Source organism: Dechloromonas sp. ARDL1, from assembly GCF_051122455.1.
Taxonomy (GTDB): Bacteria; Pseudomonadota; Gammaproteobacteria; order Burkholderiales; family Rhodocyclaceae; genus Azonexus.
Map to the genome: position 1 here is coordinate 2,129,804 of NZ_CP168939.1, position 15,983 is coordinate 2,145,786.

Here is a 15,983-nt window from a genome sequence, read left to right on the forward strand (position 1 = left end):
AAACAGTTACAGTCACCGACGATTCCAACAGGAACAGTGCTCCGGCAATGCTGTCTGTGCCGCCAACGGCGTGGATGGATAGCAATTGCTTTTCACGTTCATGGCCGGCAGGGCGAAATAAAAAATCGGAGGGTGTGCCAGGAGAGGTTTTGGGGGAGCACACCCTCCGACCGAACTGCTTGCAAACCGGGCCTTTGGCAGCCAGGTTTTCCAGGGCCTTTCTGCTTGCACCAGGCAGCCCCGACCGCCAGTAGAACACGCGGAGGAAGTCCGCTCCGGTAACAGACGAACGCCTATTTGCTGCACACAGTTACAGCTGAAACACTTTTCGACCAGCACAGCCAATCGCACCGAAAACCATGCCCGAGGTACTGATCCAAAAACAAAAAGCCCCGCTGCAGAGCGGGGCTTTGGCTTTCCTTCCCGTCAATCAATAGACATCGTGCTGTGTATTGAAGACGTTGAACTTGCCGGTCGGGGTGACTAATCGCTTGTCCTTGATCACCGTCTTGACCTTGCGTGTCTTGTCGTCAATCACGACGATGGCCGACGGCTCCGTCTTGTTGCCTGTCCACACCGAATACCAGATTTCGTCGCCATTCTGGTTGTACTCGCCCTGGACGACCCGCTGTATGCCCTTGGTCTTGCCCAGGTTGGCCGCCGCCGCGATGTCGATCACCTCGGGCTGCGGATCCGCCTTGCCCAAGTCGGAGACACGATAGACGGTCACCGAACCGGCCAGCTTCGGGTCCGGGTTCAGCGGCGAATCGGCCCATAGGTTGTCGGATTTCGGATGGGTCTTCACGAACAGCGAGTTGGCGCCATGGTTCTTGAGCTCCTGAACTACCTTCCAGGCATACTGCGGATGCTTCTCGGGGTCGGTGCCGATCAACGTGATCACATCGGCACCGAGATGGGAGGTCGCCCACACAGGACCATACTTGGGATGCACGATATTGGCGCCACGTCCGGGATGTGGAATCTTGGCGGTATCGACCAGCGCGGTGAACTTGCCTTCCTTGACGTCGACCACGGCGACCTTGTTCGACGCATTGGCCGCCACCAGGAAATAGCGCTTGGTTGCGTCGTAACCGCCGTCATGCAGGAACTTGGCGGTATTGATGGTCGTTTCCTTCAGGTTGGTCAGGTCGGAGTAGTCCACCATCTTGACCATCCCGGTTTCCTTGACGCTGACCAGGAATTCCGGCTTGGTGGTCGAGGCCACGATGGAGGCCACGCGCGGCTCCTGATGATAGTCGCCATCCACCGTCACGCCGCGGGTCGACACATTCTTCAGCGGCTCCAGCGTCATGCCGTCCAGAATGGTGTACTGCGGCGGCCAGTAGGAGCCGACGATCACATACTTGTCCTCGAAGCCCTTGGCCTTCGAGGTTTCGACCGAGCGCGTCTCCATACCGGCCTTGACCGTAGCGACGACCGTCGGCTTCTCGAACCACAGGTCGATCATGTCCAGGCGTCCATCGCGGCCGACGACGTGGATATAGCGACCGGACAGCGACAAGCGCGAAATATGTACCGCGTACCCGGTCTTGACGACGCCCCAGATCTGCTTGGTATCGCCATCGATCAACGCCACCTCCCCGGCATCGCGCAGCGTGACCGAGAAAACGTTATTGAGGTTGACGTTGTTCATCTTGCGCGTCGGCCGCTGGTCGACCGGCACGTGCAGCTTCCACGTCCCGCGAATATCCTTCAGGCTCCACTCCGGCGGCGCATCGGGCGGCATCTGGATATAGGCGGCCATGTTCTTGATTTCGTCCTTTGACAGGATGTCGTCGAAGTTCGGCATGCCGCCCTCGGTGCCGTAGCCGATGATCTTCTCCAGGCGGGACGAACCAAGTTTCAGCGTTCCCCCTTCGCTCAGCTGACCATCGGCATCCTTGCGCGACCAGGCGGGTTCGAGGTTTTTACCCGTCGCTCCCTTGCGCAACATGCCGTGGCAACCGGCACAACGCTCGAAATAGATATTGCCGCTGGCGCTTTTTGCTTCCGGTGACAATGTCGGCGCATCGGCTGCAAACGTCGTCGATGCCATGAATGAAAGCGCCAGAAACCCCGCCCCCTTGACCAAGTACTTGAACATCTTCCGTCCCTTTTCGTTGAAAAAACACAGGACTGTTGGTTTCCCTTGCCGAAGCATCGAATGTGCCTCTGTTATGCGACGCATTGGATCACCGCCCCGACGCCAGCATTGCTAACAGTTCGTGCGGTTTTCGACGGGAACAGTTGAAACGGCAAGGCTTTTCCCGAAAGTGGCAAAGTACGAGACAGCGGCTTCGTAGCTGCCCCGTGCAGCAGTCTTGTTATAGCGTTTGACAGTGTGGGCCTGGCTGATAAATAATGCGACTAACTACTCCATCTCATAACATTATGTCCCGACCCAAAGACGAACAACTGCATGCACAACGCCGCGAGGACATTCTTCTGGCTGCCGCCCGCGTCTTCAAGCGCAAAGGCTTCCATGCCGCCCGCACCGAGGACATCTGCGCCGAAGCCGGCCTCAGCTCGGGAACGGTATTTCGTCATTTCGCCAGCAAGCGCGAAGTGATTCTGGAGATCGCCACCCGCGAATACACCCATTACCAGTCGCAGATTCGCCTGCTGGCAACCCGCGAGGGGGTGCAGTGGCTGTCACAACTTGATGAAAGCGCGCTGAACGAATTACTGGCACCAACCGAATACGACCTGGGCAGCGACAGTTGGCTTGAGTTGCTGCGCGACCCCGAATGGCGCGAGCGGATTATCGGCTTCGAAGCCGAACTGCGTGAAACGCTGACGCAGGAGTTCTTGCGCGGCCAGCGGGAAGGCTGGATTCACCCCGCACTACCTTGCGAAGGCGCTGCCCACCTGCTGTGTGCGCTCATCGGCGGCCTGATCATCGACCGCGAGATCGGCCTGACCGCAGGCCGGGCAGCCGTTGCATCGACGCTGGCCAGGCTGTTCCGCATTTATTTCCTGAACTGAGGCCCCCATGCCCGATCGCCCGCGCATCGCGCAAAAACTTGCCGAGTTTAGCGACGGACTACTCCGTTTATTATCACGGAAACCATCGCCCGAACAACACCCCACTGGCGCCCCCCGGCAACCGCCAGTCCAAACCGTGTCGCTTGCCCGCGCCAACCTGGTCCACGAATGGCGGCGCTATCTCGCTGCGGTATTGGCGCTGACCTTCGCGGGATTGTTGCTGGTGGTGCAACTGGCCTTGCTGCTCGGCATGTTCGGCACGGTCTCGGCAGTGGTCGAACAATCGCGCGGCGATTTGTGGATCGGCTTTCGCAACACGCCCAGCGTCGACCTGGGGCGCCCCCTGCATCGTTTTGCCGATGCGCCGGCATGGCGCCATCCGGATGTCGAGCGGATCGAACCCTACCTGACGGCATACGGCGACCTGCGTCGCGCCGACGGGGCGCCGCTGTCGGTCCTCATCAACGGCATCGATGCGCGCCCGCAGGGGTCGGTGTACGCCAAGCTGCTGACTCCTGGGCAGCGAGCGGCCCTGGCCGAGCCGGACAACATCCTGGTCGATGCCGCCGATTTGCCGAAGCTGCGCATCGCAGTGGGTGAAACGATCGAGATCAACGGCCACCGGGTGCGTTTGGCCGGCGTTGTCGTGGGAATACGCGCCATTGGCGGCGTCAACATCCTGAGCTCGCTGCTCACTGCCCGCCGCCTGGCCCCTGAGAACACCCTCGCCCCGACCTTCATGGTGGTGACACTGCGCCCCGGAAGCGATCCGGCACGGGTGAGCGAGGCGCTCCGGGACGATGCCCGTTTTCCGCGCCATCAGGTATGGCAGTCCGCCGAACTGGCCGGACGTTCGCAGAGCTACTGGTTGTTCGAAACCGGCGCCGGAACCGGAACCGCCTTCGCATCGCTGCTCGCCCTGATCGTCGGCATGGTCATCACCAGCCAGACCCTGTCGGCGGCGATACTGGCCTCGATCAAGGAGTTCGCCGCCTTGCGCGCCCTCGGGGTGACGCGCGCCGCGCTGCGCCGGGTCGTCATCGAGCAAGCCTTGTGGATCGGGCTTGCCGGACTCCTGGTCGCCGGGATTCTTAGTCTTGCCCTGGCCGTCCTTGGTGATCTGGCGCGGGTTGAGATGCGCTTTCCCGGCTGGATGCTGGGCGGGGTAGCCGGCCTGATGTTGCTGATCGCCATCGTTTCCGGCCTGCTCGCGCTCCGCCCGCTGGATGCCGCCGATCCGGCAACCCTGCTGCGCTAAGGAGCAAGCCATGACCAACGCCCACCCCGAACGCCCTGCCGCCAGCCTGTGCTGTATCGGCGCCGCCAAATCCTTCACGGTAGGCAGCATTACGCAGACGGTGATTCGCGACATCACCCTCGCCATCCACCCCGGCGAACTAACCTTGATCGTCGGCCCTTCCGGCTCGGGGAAAAGCACGCTGCTGTCGATGCTCTCCGGCTTGCTGCGCCCGGATGCCGGCCACTTCGCGGCCTTCGGCCAGGATATCTGGGCGCTCAGCGAAAGCGAACTGGATCGCTTTCGCTTGCAATACTGCGGTTACATCTTCCAGGGATTCAACCTGTTCAATGCGCTGACCGCCTTGCAGAACGTGATCCTGCCCCTGCAATACCTCGGCATCGACAAGGAAGCGGCAACGCGGCGGGCCTTGCAGGCACTCGACGAGGTCGGCCTGGCGGCACGCGCCCATCTCCGCCCCGGCGAACTTTCTGGTGGCGAAAAGCAGCGGGTGGCCATTTCGCGGGCGCTGGTCAAGGAACCGCGCTTCATTTTTGCCGACGAGCCAACCTCGGCGCTCGACAAACACAACGGCCAGATCGTCATCGACCTGCTGAAAGACATTGCCCACCGGCACCGTGCCACGGTACTTGGCGTCACCCACGACCCGCGCCTGCTTTCCCACGCCGATCGGGTCATCACGCTGGAAGACGGGAGCATCCTCGCCGACCGCCAAGGGGCGGACATCGGCGCCGACACACAAGGAGAATCACCATGACGCTGTTTCAGAAAATCCGCTCCGCTGGGGCATCCCGGCTGCTCATGGCCCTGTTTGCCGTCACCCTGCTGGACGCCTGCTCAAAGCCCGACGATGGGGCGAGCAATGCCCCCGCCCCGTGGATTGCCAGCGGCAAGGGGCGCATCGATATCGAAGGCGGCGTCATCCGCCTGGCCGCCCGCCGCGACGGCATTGTCGCCCGGGTTCTGGTCGAGGAAGGCGAGCGCGTTTCCGCCGGCCAGGTGCTCGCCGAACTCGACTTCGAAACCGCCCGCCGTCACGTCGAATTCGCCAAGGCGGAAAGCCTGCAATCGGCTGCCGAGCGCCAGAAAGCCAAGGTCGAACTGCAAGCCGCCGAGCGCGAATCCAGACGCTTGCAGAGCCTGATCGGCAACGAGGACATCGCCCAGCAGGAAATCGACCTCGCCGCCGACCGGCTGGCCTCGGCAACATCGGCACTACGCGCTGCCGACGCGGCCTTGACCGCCGCGCAGGCGCGCGTGGCGCTGGGGGAACGCGAAATCGACGAGCGGCGTATCGTCGCCCCCCTCTCCGGACTGATTGCCCAACGCACCGCTCGGCCGGGAAATGGCGTCAGCACGCTCAACGTCACACCGCTTTTTGTCTTCGTCCCAGACGTGCCGCGCATCGCCCGCATCGAAGTTGAAGAGCATGCGCTCCCGGGCATATTCGTCGGTCAGTCCGTCGATGTCGTGCTTGATGCGGACAACAGCCGTCATTGGTCCGGCAGCGTGCTGCGCATTGGTCACCTGGTCGCCCAACGGAGCCCTGGCGACGATCCCGGCGAACGGCAGGACAACCGCGTTGTCGAGGTGGTGGTCAGCATCGAAGCCCGGGAAGCCTTGATCGGACAGCGGGTGATCGCGCGCTTTGCCCGCAATGATCACCTCACATCGGCGGAAGGAGGAAAGCCATGACCGCTTGCCACACCCATCGATGGCGCTGGCTGCTGGTGCTGGGACTGCTGGCGAACGGCCCGACAAGCGCCGAGCCGGCAACACCGGGCATCCCGCCAGCAGCCCCTCCCGCCCTCGCCGAAAGCCCGCGCGAAACCGGCGCAAAAAAGCCGGAGATGCAAACGGGAGTGCCACGCCACAGCCTCGACGGCGAGCTTCCTCACGACCCGCTGCTACGGGAGCTTCTGGCTTGGGCCGACAGGAACAATGCCGATATTGAACTGGCCAACGCCCGCCTGCGTCAAGCCGAGGCCGAACGGGCGCTGGCCGCCGCCGACCGCCGACCATGGCTACATGGCGGCCTGAACGCCGAGCGCAAACGCCTGCCGGAGAGCAGCATGCGCGATGGCGACGGCAATCGCCACCGCATTCCCGCCTACCGTAGCCAGTTGTTCGACACCCACTTGAGCGCCGGTTATGAAATCGACCTCTTCGGCCGCCAGCAGCTTCGTGCCGCCAGCGCCGAAGCCTTGCTTGCCGCCGGCGAGGCAGAATGGCGTGCCGTGCGCTTGAGCGTCCGCCACGAAGTGATCGCCGCCTACGCGGATTTCCGGCTGGCGTACGATTTGCTGGCGCTGGCCCGACGCGCCCTCCTACTGCAGGAAACGCTGCTGAGCGCCACGTCAGCCCGCGTCGAATCCGGTATCGATGCACCGTCGCGAACCCGTGAAGCAGCCCATGCAACCGACGCCATTCGCCAGGATATCGCCGAATACGAGGCGAGCCGGCGCCATGCGCTGGCCCGCCTCGCCCAACTGCTTGGCGAGGAGACGGCAGGCTTGCCGCGCGAGCTGCACGATGCCGAGGCAACCTACTTTGCCGACGACATCCCATTGCCTGCCCTGCCCGCCAACCTGCCGGCCAGCCTGTTGTCACGACGCCCCGATATCGCCGCCGCCGACAAACTGCGGGAGGCCAGTCGAATCGACGCCGAGCGGATACGCCTTGAACGCTACCCGGCCCTGACCCTGACCGGGAGCCTGGGCTTTATCAGCGACAGCCTGCAGCGCTGGTTGCGCGGCGAAGCACTGGCCTGGTTGGTGGGTGGCGCGCTCGGCGGCCCCTTGCTCGACGGCGGTCGCAACGCCGCCCGCCACGCCGGGGCGCAGGCCGCCAGCGAGATGGCCGAAGCAGCGTGGCGACGGCAGGTTTACACGGCCCTGGCCGAAGTCGAAAGCGCGCTATCCCGGTTGGCCGCCAGCGAAACGCGGCTCGCCGCCCAAAACCGGCAGCAGGGCCGCCTGCAAAACGCCTTGGCGAGCGCCCGGCAAGCCAAGGTCGGCGGACGCCACGGCCGGGGTGCGCTACTGTCCACCGAATTGCAAACCCTGGAACACGAGACCCTGCTCCGCTCGACACGCCGCGACCATCTCGCGGCATGGGCGGCCAGTCGTCATGCCCTGGGCGAATGAACGCCCCTTGATCGAAACGTCACAACACAACAAACAAGGAAATTGCCATGAATGACTTCGAACGCATTTACGCCAACCTGGACCATCTGGGACCGGGTAGCGATGCTGACACCTTGCGCGCCCTGAGCTACCTGGCCGGAGAGAGGCCGGCGCGTATTCTCGACATCGGTTGCGGCACCGGACCGGCCAGCCGCCTCCTACTCGGCCACACCACGGCCAAGCTGGTCGCGCTTGACGACTACCCGCCCAATCTCGACACACTGAGCCGCGCGATGGCCGGGGAACCGGCCGCCAGCCGCCTCGAGACCTGCTGTGCCGACATGGCGGCCATCCCCTTTCCCGGAGGCAGCTTCGACTGGCTGTGGGCCGAAGGCAGCGCCTACGTGATCGGCTTCACGCATGCCCTCGCCCTCTGGAAGCCCCTGCTGGCCCCCGGAGGCAAGCTCGTCGTCAGCGACCTCGTCTGGCGTGGCGACAGCCCCTCCGCGGCGGCTCGCGACTTCTGGCAGTCGGAATATCCGGACATGACCACGGCCAGCCATCGCCGGCAGCAGATCGCCGATGCCGGCTACGCCCTGCTGGCCGATTTCGAATTGAGCGATGGCGCGTGGCTGGCCTATTACCAGCCGCTACGCAAGCGCCTCGACCAGGACCCCGATCTGGCAGCCACGCCGGCCGGGAAAATGGTCGCCACCGAAATCTCGGCCTGGGAACGGGATCGTGAACAAATAGCCTATGCCTGCTTCGTGCTGGGCACGTGATGCCATCATATCCCCGGCAAGGCCGCGAACCAGCAATTCGATTACTTTGCTCCCTGCAGATTGACTCGCACCCTGGGATAGTCTTCTCCCGATGCCAGCCCATACCCCAATCCCGCGCAAATTCGTCGCGCAGCCGGGTGGCCGGTAGCCAGATGAATTTCGTGGATGCCGCCTTCCCGGGCATGGGATAGCGCGCTTCGGAACAGGAGGCGAGCGCAACCTTGGCGACGGCGGGCGGCAAGGACGCTGGCGCCAAGTTCGGCGAACGCGCCATGGACAGCGAGATGGATGAAGCCTGACAGTTGGCTGTCTGGTTCGAGAATGGCGAAGCAGCAGTCCTTTCGAAAGTCGATACGCTCGACGTAAGCGGCAACGCCTTCGTCGGGAAGCGGGCTGGCGAAACGGCCGTAGCGGTCATCGCGACTCAAGGAAAGCAGATGCTTGAGCACGGCTGGCCGCCACACCGCCGAGAGGCGCAACGGCGTGGTGATCAAGCACTTGGCAATCACTCCCAAGCCAGCGCCCCGCCCGTCTGGTACTCGGTCACCCGGGTTTCGAAGAAGTTCTTCTCCTTGCGCAGGTTGGCCTGTTCGTCAAGCCAGGGCAGGACGTTTTCCGCCCCCGGAAACGGCTCGTCGACGCCAACCTGGCGGGCCCGACGGTTGGCGATGAAACGGAACTGTTGCACATGCAGCTCGGCGTTATAACCGAGGATGGGATCGCGCAGGATGTAGCCGGCGTAGGCGGCTTCGGCGGCCTCGGCCTCGTCCCACAACTGGCGCAGGGCCTGCGGGTCGAGCCCGAAGCCCTCCTCCTTCAGCAGTTCGCGGATGACCCGGATACCGAAGGCACAGTGCAGCACCTCGTCACGCATGATGTATTGCAGTTGCTCGGCAGCGCCTTTCATCAACCCACGCCGCTGCAGCGCGAAGACCGGCGTGAAGCCGTTGTAGAACCAGCAGCCTTCGAAGATCACCGCGAAGAAGAAGTAGGAGAGCGCGAATTCGTGCAGGTTGGCACGGTCGGTGAGATCGAAATCCGAGCGCAAGACCTTTTCCAGCCGCCGGTTGGCGAGCGCGATCTTGCTGTGGATTTCCGGCACGACGCGATAGCGGTTATAGATTTCCTGCTGGTCGAGGCCGAGGCTCTCGATACAGTGCTGGTAAGTCCAGGTGTGCAGTGCTTCTTCGTACACCTGCCGGGCCTGGTAGATCTGCAGCTCGGGCGCGCTCATCTTCTCCATCACGGCCAGGCCGATGTTGCGCATGGCGAGGATATCGGAGGTGGTCAGGTAGGCGAGCACGTTCTCGAAAACATGGCGTTCGGCCGGGCTGAGCTTGTGGTGGTAGTCGTGTACGTCCTGCGCCATGCTGATCTCCAGCGGCGTCCAGTGGTTGCGGTTGGCCTTGAGGAAGAATTCCCAGGCCCACGGGTACTTGAACGGCGCCAGCTGGTTGATGTCGGCCTTGCCGTTGACGATGCGCTTGTCGGTGGCGGCGACCGGTGCCAGCGCGGCGAACGCCTCACGGTCGTGGCCCAGCGCGGTTTTTACCGGCGCTCCTGCTTCAACCACCGCATCGGCCGGGGGGATTGCTGATACCGGGCTATCCCAGTCGTCGAAATGATGTGCGCTGTACATTGTTGAGCCTTTCGGATTCGGAGAGGTAATTCAGGATCGAGTAAGGCGTCCGGCCGCCGTGCGCCGGCGCCAGACGAGAAAACCGCTGAGGCAGCCCAATACGGCGGCCAGCCCGCCGAACGCGACCGCGAGGCGTCCGGCCAGGCCGAAGGCGCTGCCGGTGTGCAGCGGTGTCTGCCAGTCGAGATAGGTGTCGCCGGCGGCGGCGCGGGTTGCGTCGTAAACCTTCAACGGCCTGCCGTCGCGACTGTCGACCCAGACCGTGCTACGTGCTGTCGACGGCCGGCGAACCTCCCCGGGCAGGCGGATCGACACCGCATAGGCCTCGCCCGGCCGGCGCGGCAGGCCAATCCGCCGCAGTTCGCCCTCGGGGAAGACGGAGCGAGCGGCACGCAGCGCCGCGTCGGCATCAATCTGCGCCTGCCCGTCGGCGACCGGCATTTTGGGCGCGGCATTGCCGTCAACCGCAAGCACCATCCCAACCAGCTGTTTCACCTCGCCCGGCCAGGTCATGTAGATACCGCTCAGCGTCACGGCGGCGATCACCGGCGCACTATAGAAACCGGTGACGCGGTGCAGGTCGATATTGCGCCGGGCCGGGCCGAGGTCGCGGCGCACGGTCAGCCCCAGGCGCAACTTGCCGCGCCCGGGCCACCACAGGAACAGGCCGAGCGGCAGGCTGAGCAGCCAGACGATGGCGACGATGCCGAAGCAGCGGCGCCCGGCATCACCGAGCAGTAACTTGCCATGCACTTCACCGATCAGGTTCATCAGGCCGGGACGATCAGCGCTCAGCCGGGTCCGTTCGCGCTGACCGAGAACGCGGGCGGAGTAGGGATCGACCAGCACCTGCCGCCAGATGAAGCGGTCGGTCCGCGTCGAATCCGGGTAGCGGAACAGAACGCTGGAGGCACCGTCGGCCTGTCGCCCCGGGACCAACGACACCGGCTGCCATGCTTCGGCCTCCCCGGCCTGGCTGGCGATTGCCGCCGCCAGCTGTTCAGCGTAGGGCCGGACGCGGCCATCGGCCGGCACCGTGACTCGCAACAGGCCAGGATTGAGCCAACGGTCGATCTCGTGCGAGAAGACCAGCACGCTGCCCGTAGACGCCGAAATGAGCACGAAAACCAGTAGCAGCAAGCCGCTATAGCGATGGACAAGGGCCAGCATTCGCCGCAGTCTCATGGCGCTAGCTCACGGAAGCGCTGTTCGCGTTCGCTGTCGACGAAGACGATGCCGCCGAGCACCGGTTCGAGATGCAGCAGTGCGATGCGCCGGGCGAGTGCGGCACGCGGATCGGACGGGTTCATGTCTTTCTCCGGAAACGGGCCCGCGACAACACACCAAGGGCGACCATCAGCAAAAACCCGAGCAATGCCACGTAACGGGCGCTTTGTGGCAAGGGCGATGCCCGATTGTCCTGTTCCTTGACTTCGTAGCCCTCGACAACGGCGCCATCGGGCGCCGCCTGGGCGGCCCCGGCGGCAGCATCGGCGGCGTGACGGGCGTCCGATGCCGCCGGACTGGCCGCCGCTTGCGCCGTACGCACAGCCGCCGGCGGCATCGCCGACTGGCGGCCAAGGTCCGGCGCCTTCATCGCCAGCGCCTCGGCCATCGCCTGGCGGTCCTGCGCCTGCGCCAGCGCGGTCACCTCGGGGCTGCTGCACGATGCGGCGTTACAGGCGACGCCGGCTTCGGCGATCAGCTCGCGATTGACCTTCTCGAGATCGGCCTTGACCTTGGGATCGGCCTGCCAGTAGCCCTTGTTGATCGCCACCAGCATCTTGTCGACGATCGCCTGGTAGGCCAGCAGGTTCTTGGCCTGGCGGAACTTCTCCTTGACCCCGATCTGGTTGCGGTCGGCGACGTAGGTTTCGTACATCTCCTGCCACTTGGCGCCGTCGACCGCCTCCGGCACGGTGACCTGCCAGCCCCACAGGTGCTCGGTCACCTTCATCACGAAGCGGGCGCCCGCGTAGCCTTCATCGAGCATCGCCCTGACCCATTGCGGGTTGGTGTAGCGGGTGCGCAGCTCGCGGCCCATGAACTGGTCGAGCGTCTCGTGCTTACCGCCGCGAGCATCGGCCAGGTTGAGGATATAGGTCTCCGGCGTCTTGCCGTTGACCTGGCGGATGGCCATCGCCGTCGCCCCCAGGTACTGGAAGACATCGTCGTTGTCGAGCGTGCCGAAGACGTTGCTCGAACGCGAGTGGATCGCTGCCTTGGCATCCTTCAGCGCCATCTTGAACAGGTCGACGGCAAGCGCCGCACCGCCCGGCCGGTCGCCCCAGTAGCCTTGGCCGAAGAGATGGCCGACGCGGTTGAAGTAAACGTCGGCGACCTGGCTTTCCTTGTCCCAGGTATTGCTCGCCTGGACCACGTTGTCCACGCCCGTGCCGTAGGCGCCGGACGGTTCGGTGAAGATGCGCACCGCTGCCAGGCGTTCGGCCTCGTCCGCCGGGATGCCGCGTGCCTCGAGCGCCTGGCGCGTCTGGCGGACGTTGGCGCGGACCGGGTTGTCGGCTTCGTCGAGGTCCTTGACCGCGCTGACCGCCTTGTCGAGCAGCAGCATCAGCGTCGGCAGCGCATCGCGGTAGAGGCCGGAAGGCACGATGGTGACGTCCACGCGCGGCCGCCCGAGCTCGCCGCGCGGGATAACCTGCAGACCGTCGACCCGGCCGCGCTCATCCCAGGTCGGCCGGACGCCGATCAGCGCCAGGATTTCCGCCTCGGTAACACCCTCGTGGCGCATCGCCTCGGTGCTCCACAGGTTGAAGACGACGCGGTCGGGAAACTGGGCGTGGCGCTGCCGGTAGTCGGCGATGAACTTGTCGGCCAGCCCCCTGCCCTGTTCCCAGGTGCCCGGCGTCGGCAGGCGCGATGGATCAAAGCCATAGAGATTGCGGCCGCTGGGCAGTGCGGCCGGGTTGCGCAGCGGATCGTTGCCCGGCCCGGCGGCGACGTGGCGGCCGGCCAGGCCGGCGACCAGCGCGTCGAGTTCGGCCTGGCCGCTGGCTTCGAGCAGGGCTTCCAGTTCGCCGACGCGGCGGGCGCGTTCGGCTGGCGACAGCTTGCCGTCGAGCGCGGCGATGGCCTCGGCGGTAGATCGGCGCAGCTTTTCGGGCGGCGCCACGCCAAAGGTATGCAGGCCGTAGGGCGTCTGCGTCTCGCCGATTTCCTTCAGGTAATGCTCGATCAGCTCGACATCCTCGCCATCGACCAGCGCGCTCTTACCGATGTCCTTGAGCACGCCGAGCTTGCCGGCCTGCGCGTTGATTTCAGCGAGGCGGGCGGCGGCGGCCGACTCACTCTTCTGGGCGGCGACCAGGTAATCGTCGATCAGCCCCTTGAGCATCACCAGTTCGCTGTTCAGCGTCGCCTTGTCGAACGGCGGCGTCAGGTGCGAGATGATCGTCGCCATGCCGCGCCGCTTGGCCTGCAACGCCTCACCGATGTCGTCGACGATGTAGGGATAGAGCTGCGGCACGTCGCCGACCATGGCCTCACCGGGATCGGCGGCGGTGAAGCCGACCTCCTTGCCGGACAGCCATTCATGCGTCGCATGCGTGCCGACGTGCACCATCGCGTGCGCCTGGAAGCCCTTCTGCAGCCACAGGTAGAAGGCCAGGTACTGGTGGTGCGGCGGCAGCGCCACATCGTGGTACATCTTCCTCGGGTCTCCCTCCCAGCCGCGCGACGGCTGCGGCGCGAAAACCAGGTTACCGAAGCGCTGCGCCGGGAAGACGAAGTGCGGCTTGCCCCGGCCGTCACGCCAGAGCATCACCGTCGACTGCTCCGGTTCGCCCCAAGCCTTGACCATCGCCTCGCGCAATGCCTTCGGCTGCTGGTCGAACCACTTGCGGTAGTCGGCCACCGGCAGCAGCATCGCGCCGCCGCCGCGCACCAGTTTCTCCAGCGCGCCGGGCGCCCAATTGCCGATGTTGGTGCCGTGCTCGCGCAGGCGGTCGAACAGCGCCTCCTCCGTCGCCGGCCGACCCTGCGTGGCGTAACCCTCGCCTTCCAGGCGGCCCAGGATCTGCCATAGCGAACGCGGCAACACGTTGAGGTAGGCGGCGCCGATGTTCTCCTTGCCCGGCGGGTAGTTGTAGTAGATCACCGCGACGCGCTTGTTGCGGTTCAGTTCGTAGCGCAGCGACACCCACTTCCTGATGCGGTCAGCCAGGCGCTCGATACGTTCGGGAATCGGCGCCTCGTTGACGTATTCGAGCCCGGTCGCCGGGTCGCGCAGGCGCTCCTTGCTGGCGACCACGGTCGGCGCGATGGCGCCGGCGAACTCGGCGCCGGAAATCTGCCAGGCGCGCTCCATCAGCGTCAGCCCGAGCGGCGACGCTTCCCACTCGGCGAGCGACTGGCTATACAGCGAGATTGCGTTGATCGCCGGCACGTCGAGCTTCCGCATCACCGGGATGGTCCTGTCCGGGACGTTGCCCATTTTCAGCGCCAGGCCGACGACGGCGACGACACGCGCCTTGCCGCCGGCGTCGATCAGATATTTCTCGATGGCGACCTCGGACGGATAGCCGAAGGTAGGCAGCACGTTGAAGCCGCGTGCTTCCAGCGCCTCGATCATGGCCACTAGCAAGGGGGAGCGGCCGGACTGGGCGGTCACCCGGTTGAACAGCAGGCCGACCCACTGGCGCCCTTCGCGGTCGGGATGGCCCTGCAGGTAGTCGGCGCGGAAGGTGTCAAAATCCTCGAAAGTCCGGCCGTTGCGCGGATTCCACAAAGCCGTCTGGGGATAGGCGCGCGGCGGCGCGGCGGTGACGGGCAAGCCGAAATCGCGGGCCAGCACGCACCGCACCATCGCCGCGTAGTTGTCGACGCCGCCAGCTTGCGCGTATTCGCGCAGCGTTTCGTCGCGTGTCAGGCCGGCCTGCTTCTCGCCTTCCTCGAACGGCGCGCCGACCGCGTAGGCCCTGGCGCCACGCGCCTTCATGCGGGCCACCGCCGGCGTGATCGCGCCGGCTAGTTCGCGGCCCATGTTGTAGATCAGTCCGAGATCGGCACCGCCCAGCGCCGCCAGATCCTCGGGCGACGGTCGCGACGACGAAGCGATACGGAAGCTCACGTCCTTCAGCGCCGGGTCGCGGCGCAACTGCTGCACCGCATTGACCGCCGTCAGTGTCGCCGGATCACCGGGAAACAGCACGACCGTCAACGGCCTGGCCTCTACCCATGTCGCGGTCGACCACAGGAAAAGCAGAAAAACCGTCCGCAGCCAGACCATCTGCTCACTCCGCCGGAACATAGACCACCTTCCCGTCCGGCAGCTTGTAGGCCGTGCCCAACCGCTCGCCCTTGCCCGACAATTTTTGGTCGGTCACCTTCGAGGCTTTGATCTCCTTGCCCTTCTTGGTGATGATTTCCATCTCGCCATTGGCGTTCTTCTTGACCATCGTCACCTCGGAACTTGGATCGAGCAGGTCCATCATGTTGTAGGCCATGAACAGCGCGATCATCATCGAGACGATGAAGACAATGCTCGCGTCGAACAGGTTGGCGACCCCGGCGATCGGGTCTTCGAGCGCCTCGCCGTCGAGGGCGAAACGCCTACGCCGCTGCAACAATCGCATCGTCGGCCTCCGCTTGCAGGTGATGGGGAAGAACGCCGTGCTCGACGCCAGCAATTGCCAGTTCGGCGGCGTGTGCCATTTCGCGCACATCCTCGCGCGCCCACCGCTCGCGCGACAGCGCGATCAGGTAGGCGAGCACGCCGGCACCGAGGCCGGCCACCGTCGCCGTAAAGGCGGTAACCATGCTGCCGGCCATCTTCGGGATGTTGCCCTCGGCCAGCGCCGCCAGCGAAATACCCATCGGGATCAGCGTGCCCATCAGGCCGAGCGCCGGGCCGACCTTGATCACGAAGCGGATGCGATCCAGGCGGCGCGACAGCATCAGTTCATGGGCCTGCAGCAGGCGCTCAACCTCGATGGGGTATTGCGCCATGCCTTGATGCGGGCGGGCAATCCGCGCCAGATCGGCGAGGAAGGCGCTGCGTTCGGCAAAGCGGCCGCGCAGGCGCTGCCAGGCGTCAAACAGTGTCATGCCGAGTTGCACGGGGGTATAGGCGACGAGCAGGGCGCAACCGGCGATGACCGGCAGATACAGCGCCGTCGACACTTCGTAGAGCAGATGTTCGATCAGGGAAATAATATTCATCTCAGGCTTTCCAG

The 15,983-nt window shown here is 64.8% G+C and carries 14 protein-coding genes; 6 read left to right on the forward strand and 8 right to left on the reverse strand.

Features of this window, described 5'->3' with window-relative positions; translation table 11 throughout:
* Window positions 1-430: 430 nt before the first annotated feature.
* Window positions 431-2,104, reverse strand: a complete 1,674-nt coding sequence (locus tag AB6Q56_RS10495) for a cytochrome D1 domain-containing protein (RefSeq protein WP_434516988.1) — start codon at window positions 2,102-2,104, stop codon at window positions 431-433.
* Window positions 2,105-2,391: 287 nt separating this feature from the next.
* Here AB6Q56_RS10495 and AB6Q56_RS10500 point away from each other — a divergent pair, with 287 nt between their 5' ends.
* The 6 genes from AB6Q56_RS10500 (at window position 2,392) to AB6Q56_RS10525 (ending at window position 8,150) form a co-directional block, all read left to right on the forward strand.
* Window positions 2,392-2,985, forward strand: coding sequence for a TetR/AcrR family transcriptional regulator (locus tag AB6Q56_RS10500; protein ID WP_434516989.1), 594 nt, complete (start codon window positions 2,392-2,394; stop codon window positions 2,983-2,985).
* A 136-nt stretch (window positions 2,986-3,121) separates the two neighbouring features.
* Complete coding sequence (locus AB6Q56_RS10505) at window positions 3,122-4,243, forward strand: ABC transporter permease (RefSeq protein ID WP_434516990.1); 1,122 nt, start codon at window positions 3,122-3,124, stop codon at window positions 4,241-4,243.
* A gap of 10 nt (window positions 4,244-4,253) precedes the next feature.
* A complete protein-coding gene (locus AB6Q56_RS10510; protein ID WP_434516991.1) occupies window positions 4,254-5,000 on the forward strand; it encodes an ABC transporter ATP-binding protein in 747 nt (248 codons plus the stop codon).
* Window positions 4,997-5,938 (forward strand): HlyD family secretion protein, encoded by a 942-nt coding sequence (locus tag AB6Q56_RS10515; RefSeq protein WP_434516992.1) that lies wholly within the window; start codon window positions 4,997-4,999, stop codon window positions 5,936-5,938. The genes AB6Q56_RS10510 and AB6Q56_RS10515 overlap by 4 nt, the downstream gene beginning before the upstream one ends.
* Window positions 5,935-7,389, forward strand: coding sequence for a TolC family protein (locus AB6Q56_RS10520; RefSeq protein WP_434516993.1), 1,455 nt, complete (start codon window positions 5,935-5,937; stop codon window positions 7,387-7,389). The genes AB6Q56_RS10515 and AB6Q56_RS10520 overlap by 4 nt, the downstream gene beginning before the upstream one ends.
* Window positions 7,390-7,436: 47 nt before the next feature.
* Entirely contained in the window at window positions 7,437-8,150 is a 714-nt protein-coding gene (locus AB6Q56_RS10525) for a class I SAM-dependent methyltransferase (protein ID WP_434516994.1), read from the forward strand.
* Between the two features lie 41 nt (window positions 8,151-8,191).
* On the opposite strand, the gene AB6Q56_RS10530 is transcribed toward AB6Q56_RS10525, so the two are convergent.
* From AB6Q56_RS10530 to AB6Q56_RS10560, 7 genes are read right to left on the reverse strand one after another with little or no spacing between them, the layout of a single operon-like run.
* Window positions 8,192-8,659 (reverse strand): GNAT family N-acetyltransferase, encoded by a 468-nt coding sequence (locus tag AB6Q56_RS10530; RefSeq protein WP_434516995.1) that lies wholly within the window; start codon window positions 8,657-8,659, stop codon window positions 8,192-8,194.
* Window positions 8,656-9,789: a ribonucleotide-diphosphate reductase subunit beta gene (locus AB6Q56_RS10535; protein WP_434516996.1), complete on the reverse strand. Its 1,134-nt coding sequence runs from the start codon at window positions 9,787-9,789 to the stop codon at window positions 8,656-8,658. Before AB6Q56_RS10535 ends, AB6Q56_RS10530 begins: the two co-directional genes overlap by 4 nt.
* A 30-nt stretch (window positions 9,790-9,819) precedes the next feature.
* Entirely contained in the window at window positions 9,820-10,959 is a 1,140-nt protein-coding gene (locus AB6Q56_RS10540) for a PepSY-associated TM helix domain-containing protein (protein ID WP_434516997.1), read from the reverse strand.
* An 11-nt stretch (window positions 10,960-10,970) separates the two neighbouring features.
* Window positions 10,971-11,099, reverse strand: coding sequence for a hypothetical protein (locus AB6Q56_RS10545; protein WP_434516998.1), 129 nt, complete (start codon window positions 11,097-11,099; stop codon window positions 10,971-10,973).
* The gene (locus tag AB6Q56_RS10550; RefSeq protein ID WP_434516999.1) at window positions 11,096-15,037 is read right to left on the reverse strand and encodes a cobaltochelatase subunit CobN; all 3,942 of its coding nucleotides are present in this window, start codon (window positions 15,035-15,037) and stop codon (window positions 11,096-11,098) included. The genes AB6Q56_RS10545 and AB6Q56_RS10550 overlap by 4 nt, the downstream gene beginning before the upstream one ends.
* 4 nt (window positions 15,038-15,041) lie before the next feature.
* Window positions 15,042-15,383 carry a DUF2149 domain-containing protein gene (locus AB6Q56_RS10555; protein WP_234085643.1) on the reverse strand — a complete coding sequence of 114 codons (342 nt, stop codon included), beginning with the start codon at window positions 15,381-15,383 and terminating at the stop codon, window positions 15,042-15,044.
* Complete coding sequence (locus tag AB6Q56_RS10560) at window positions 15,361-15,969, reverse strand: MotA/TolQ/ExbB proton channel family protein (RefSeq protein WP_434517000.1); 609 nt, start codon at window positions 15,967-15,969, stop codon at window positions 15,361-15,363. The genes AB6Q56_RS10555 and AB6Q56_RS10560 overlap by 23 nt, the downstream gene beginning before the upstream one ends.
* Window positions 15,970-15,983 lie beyond the last annotated feature (14 nt).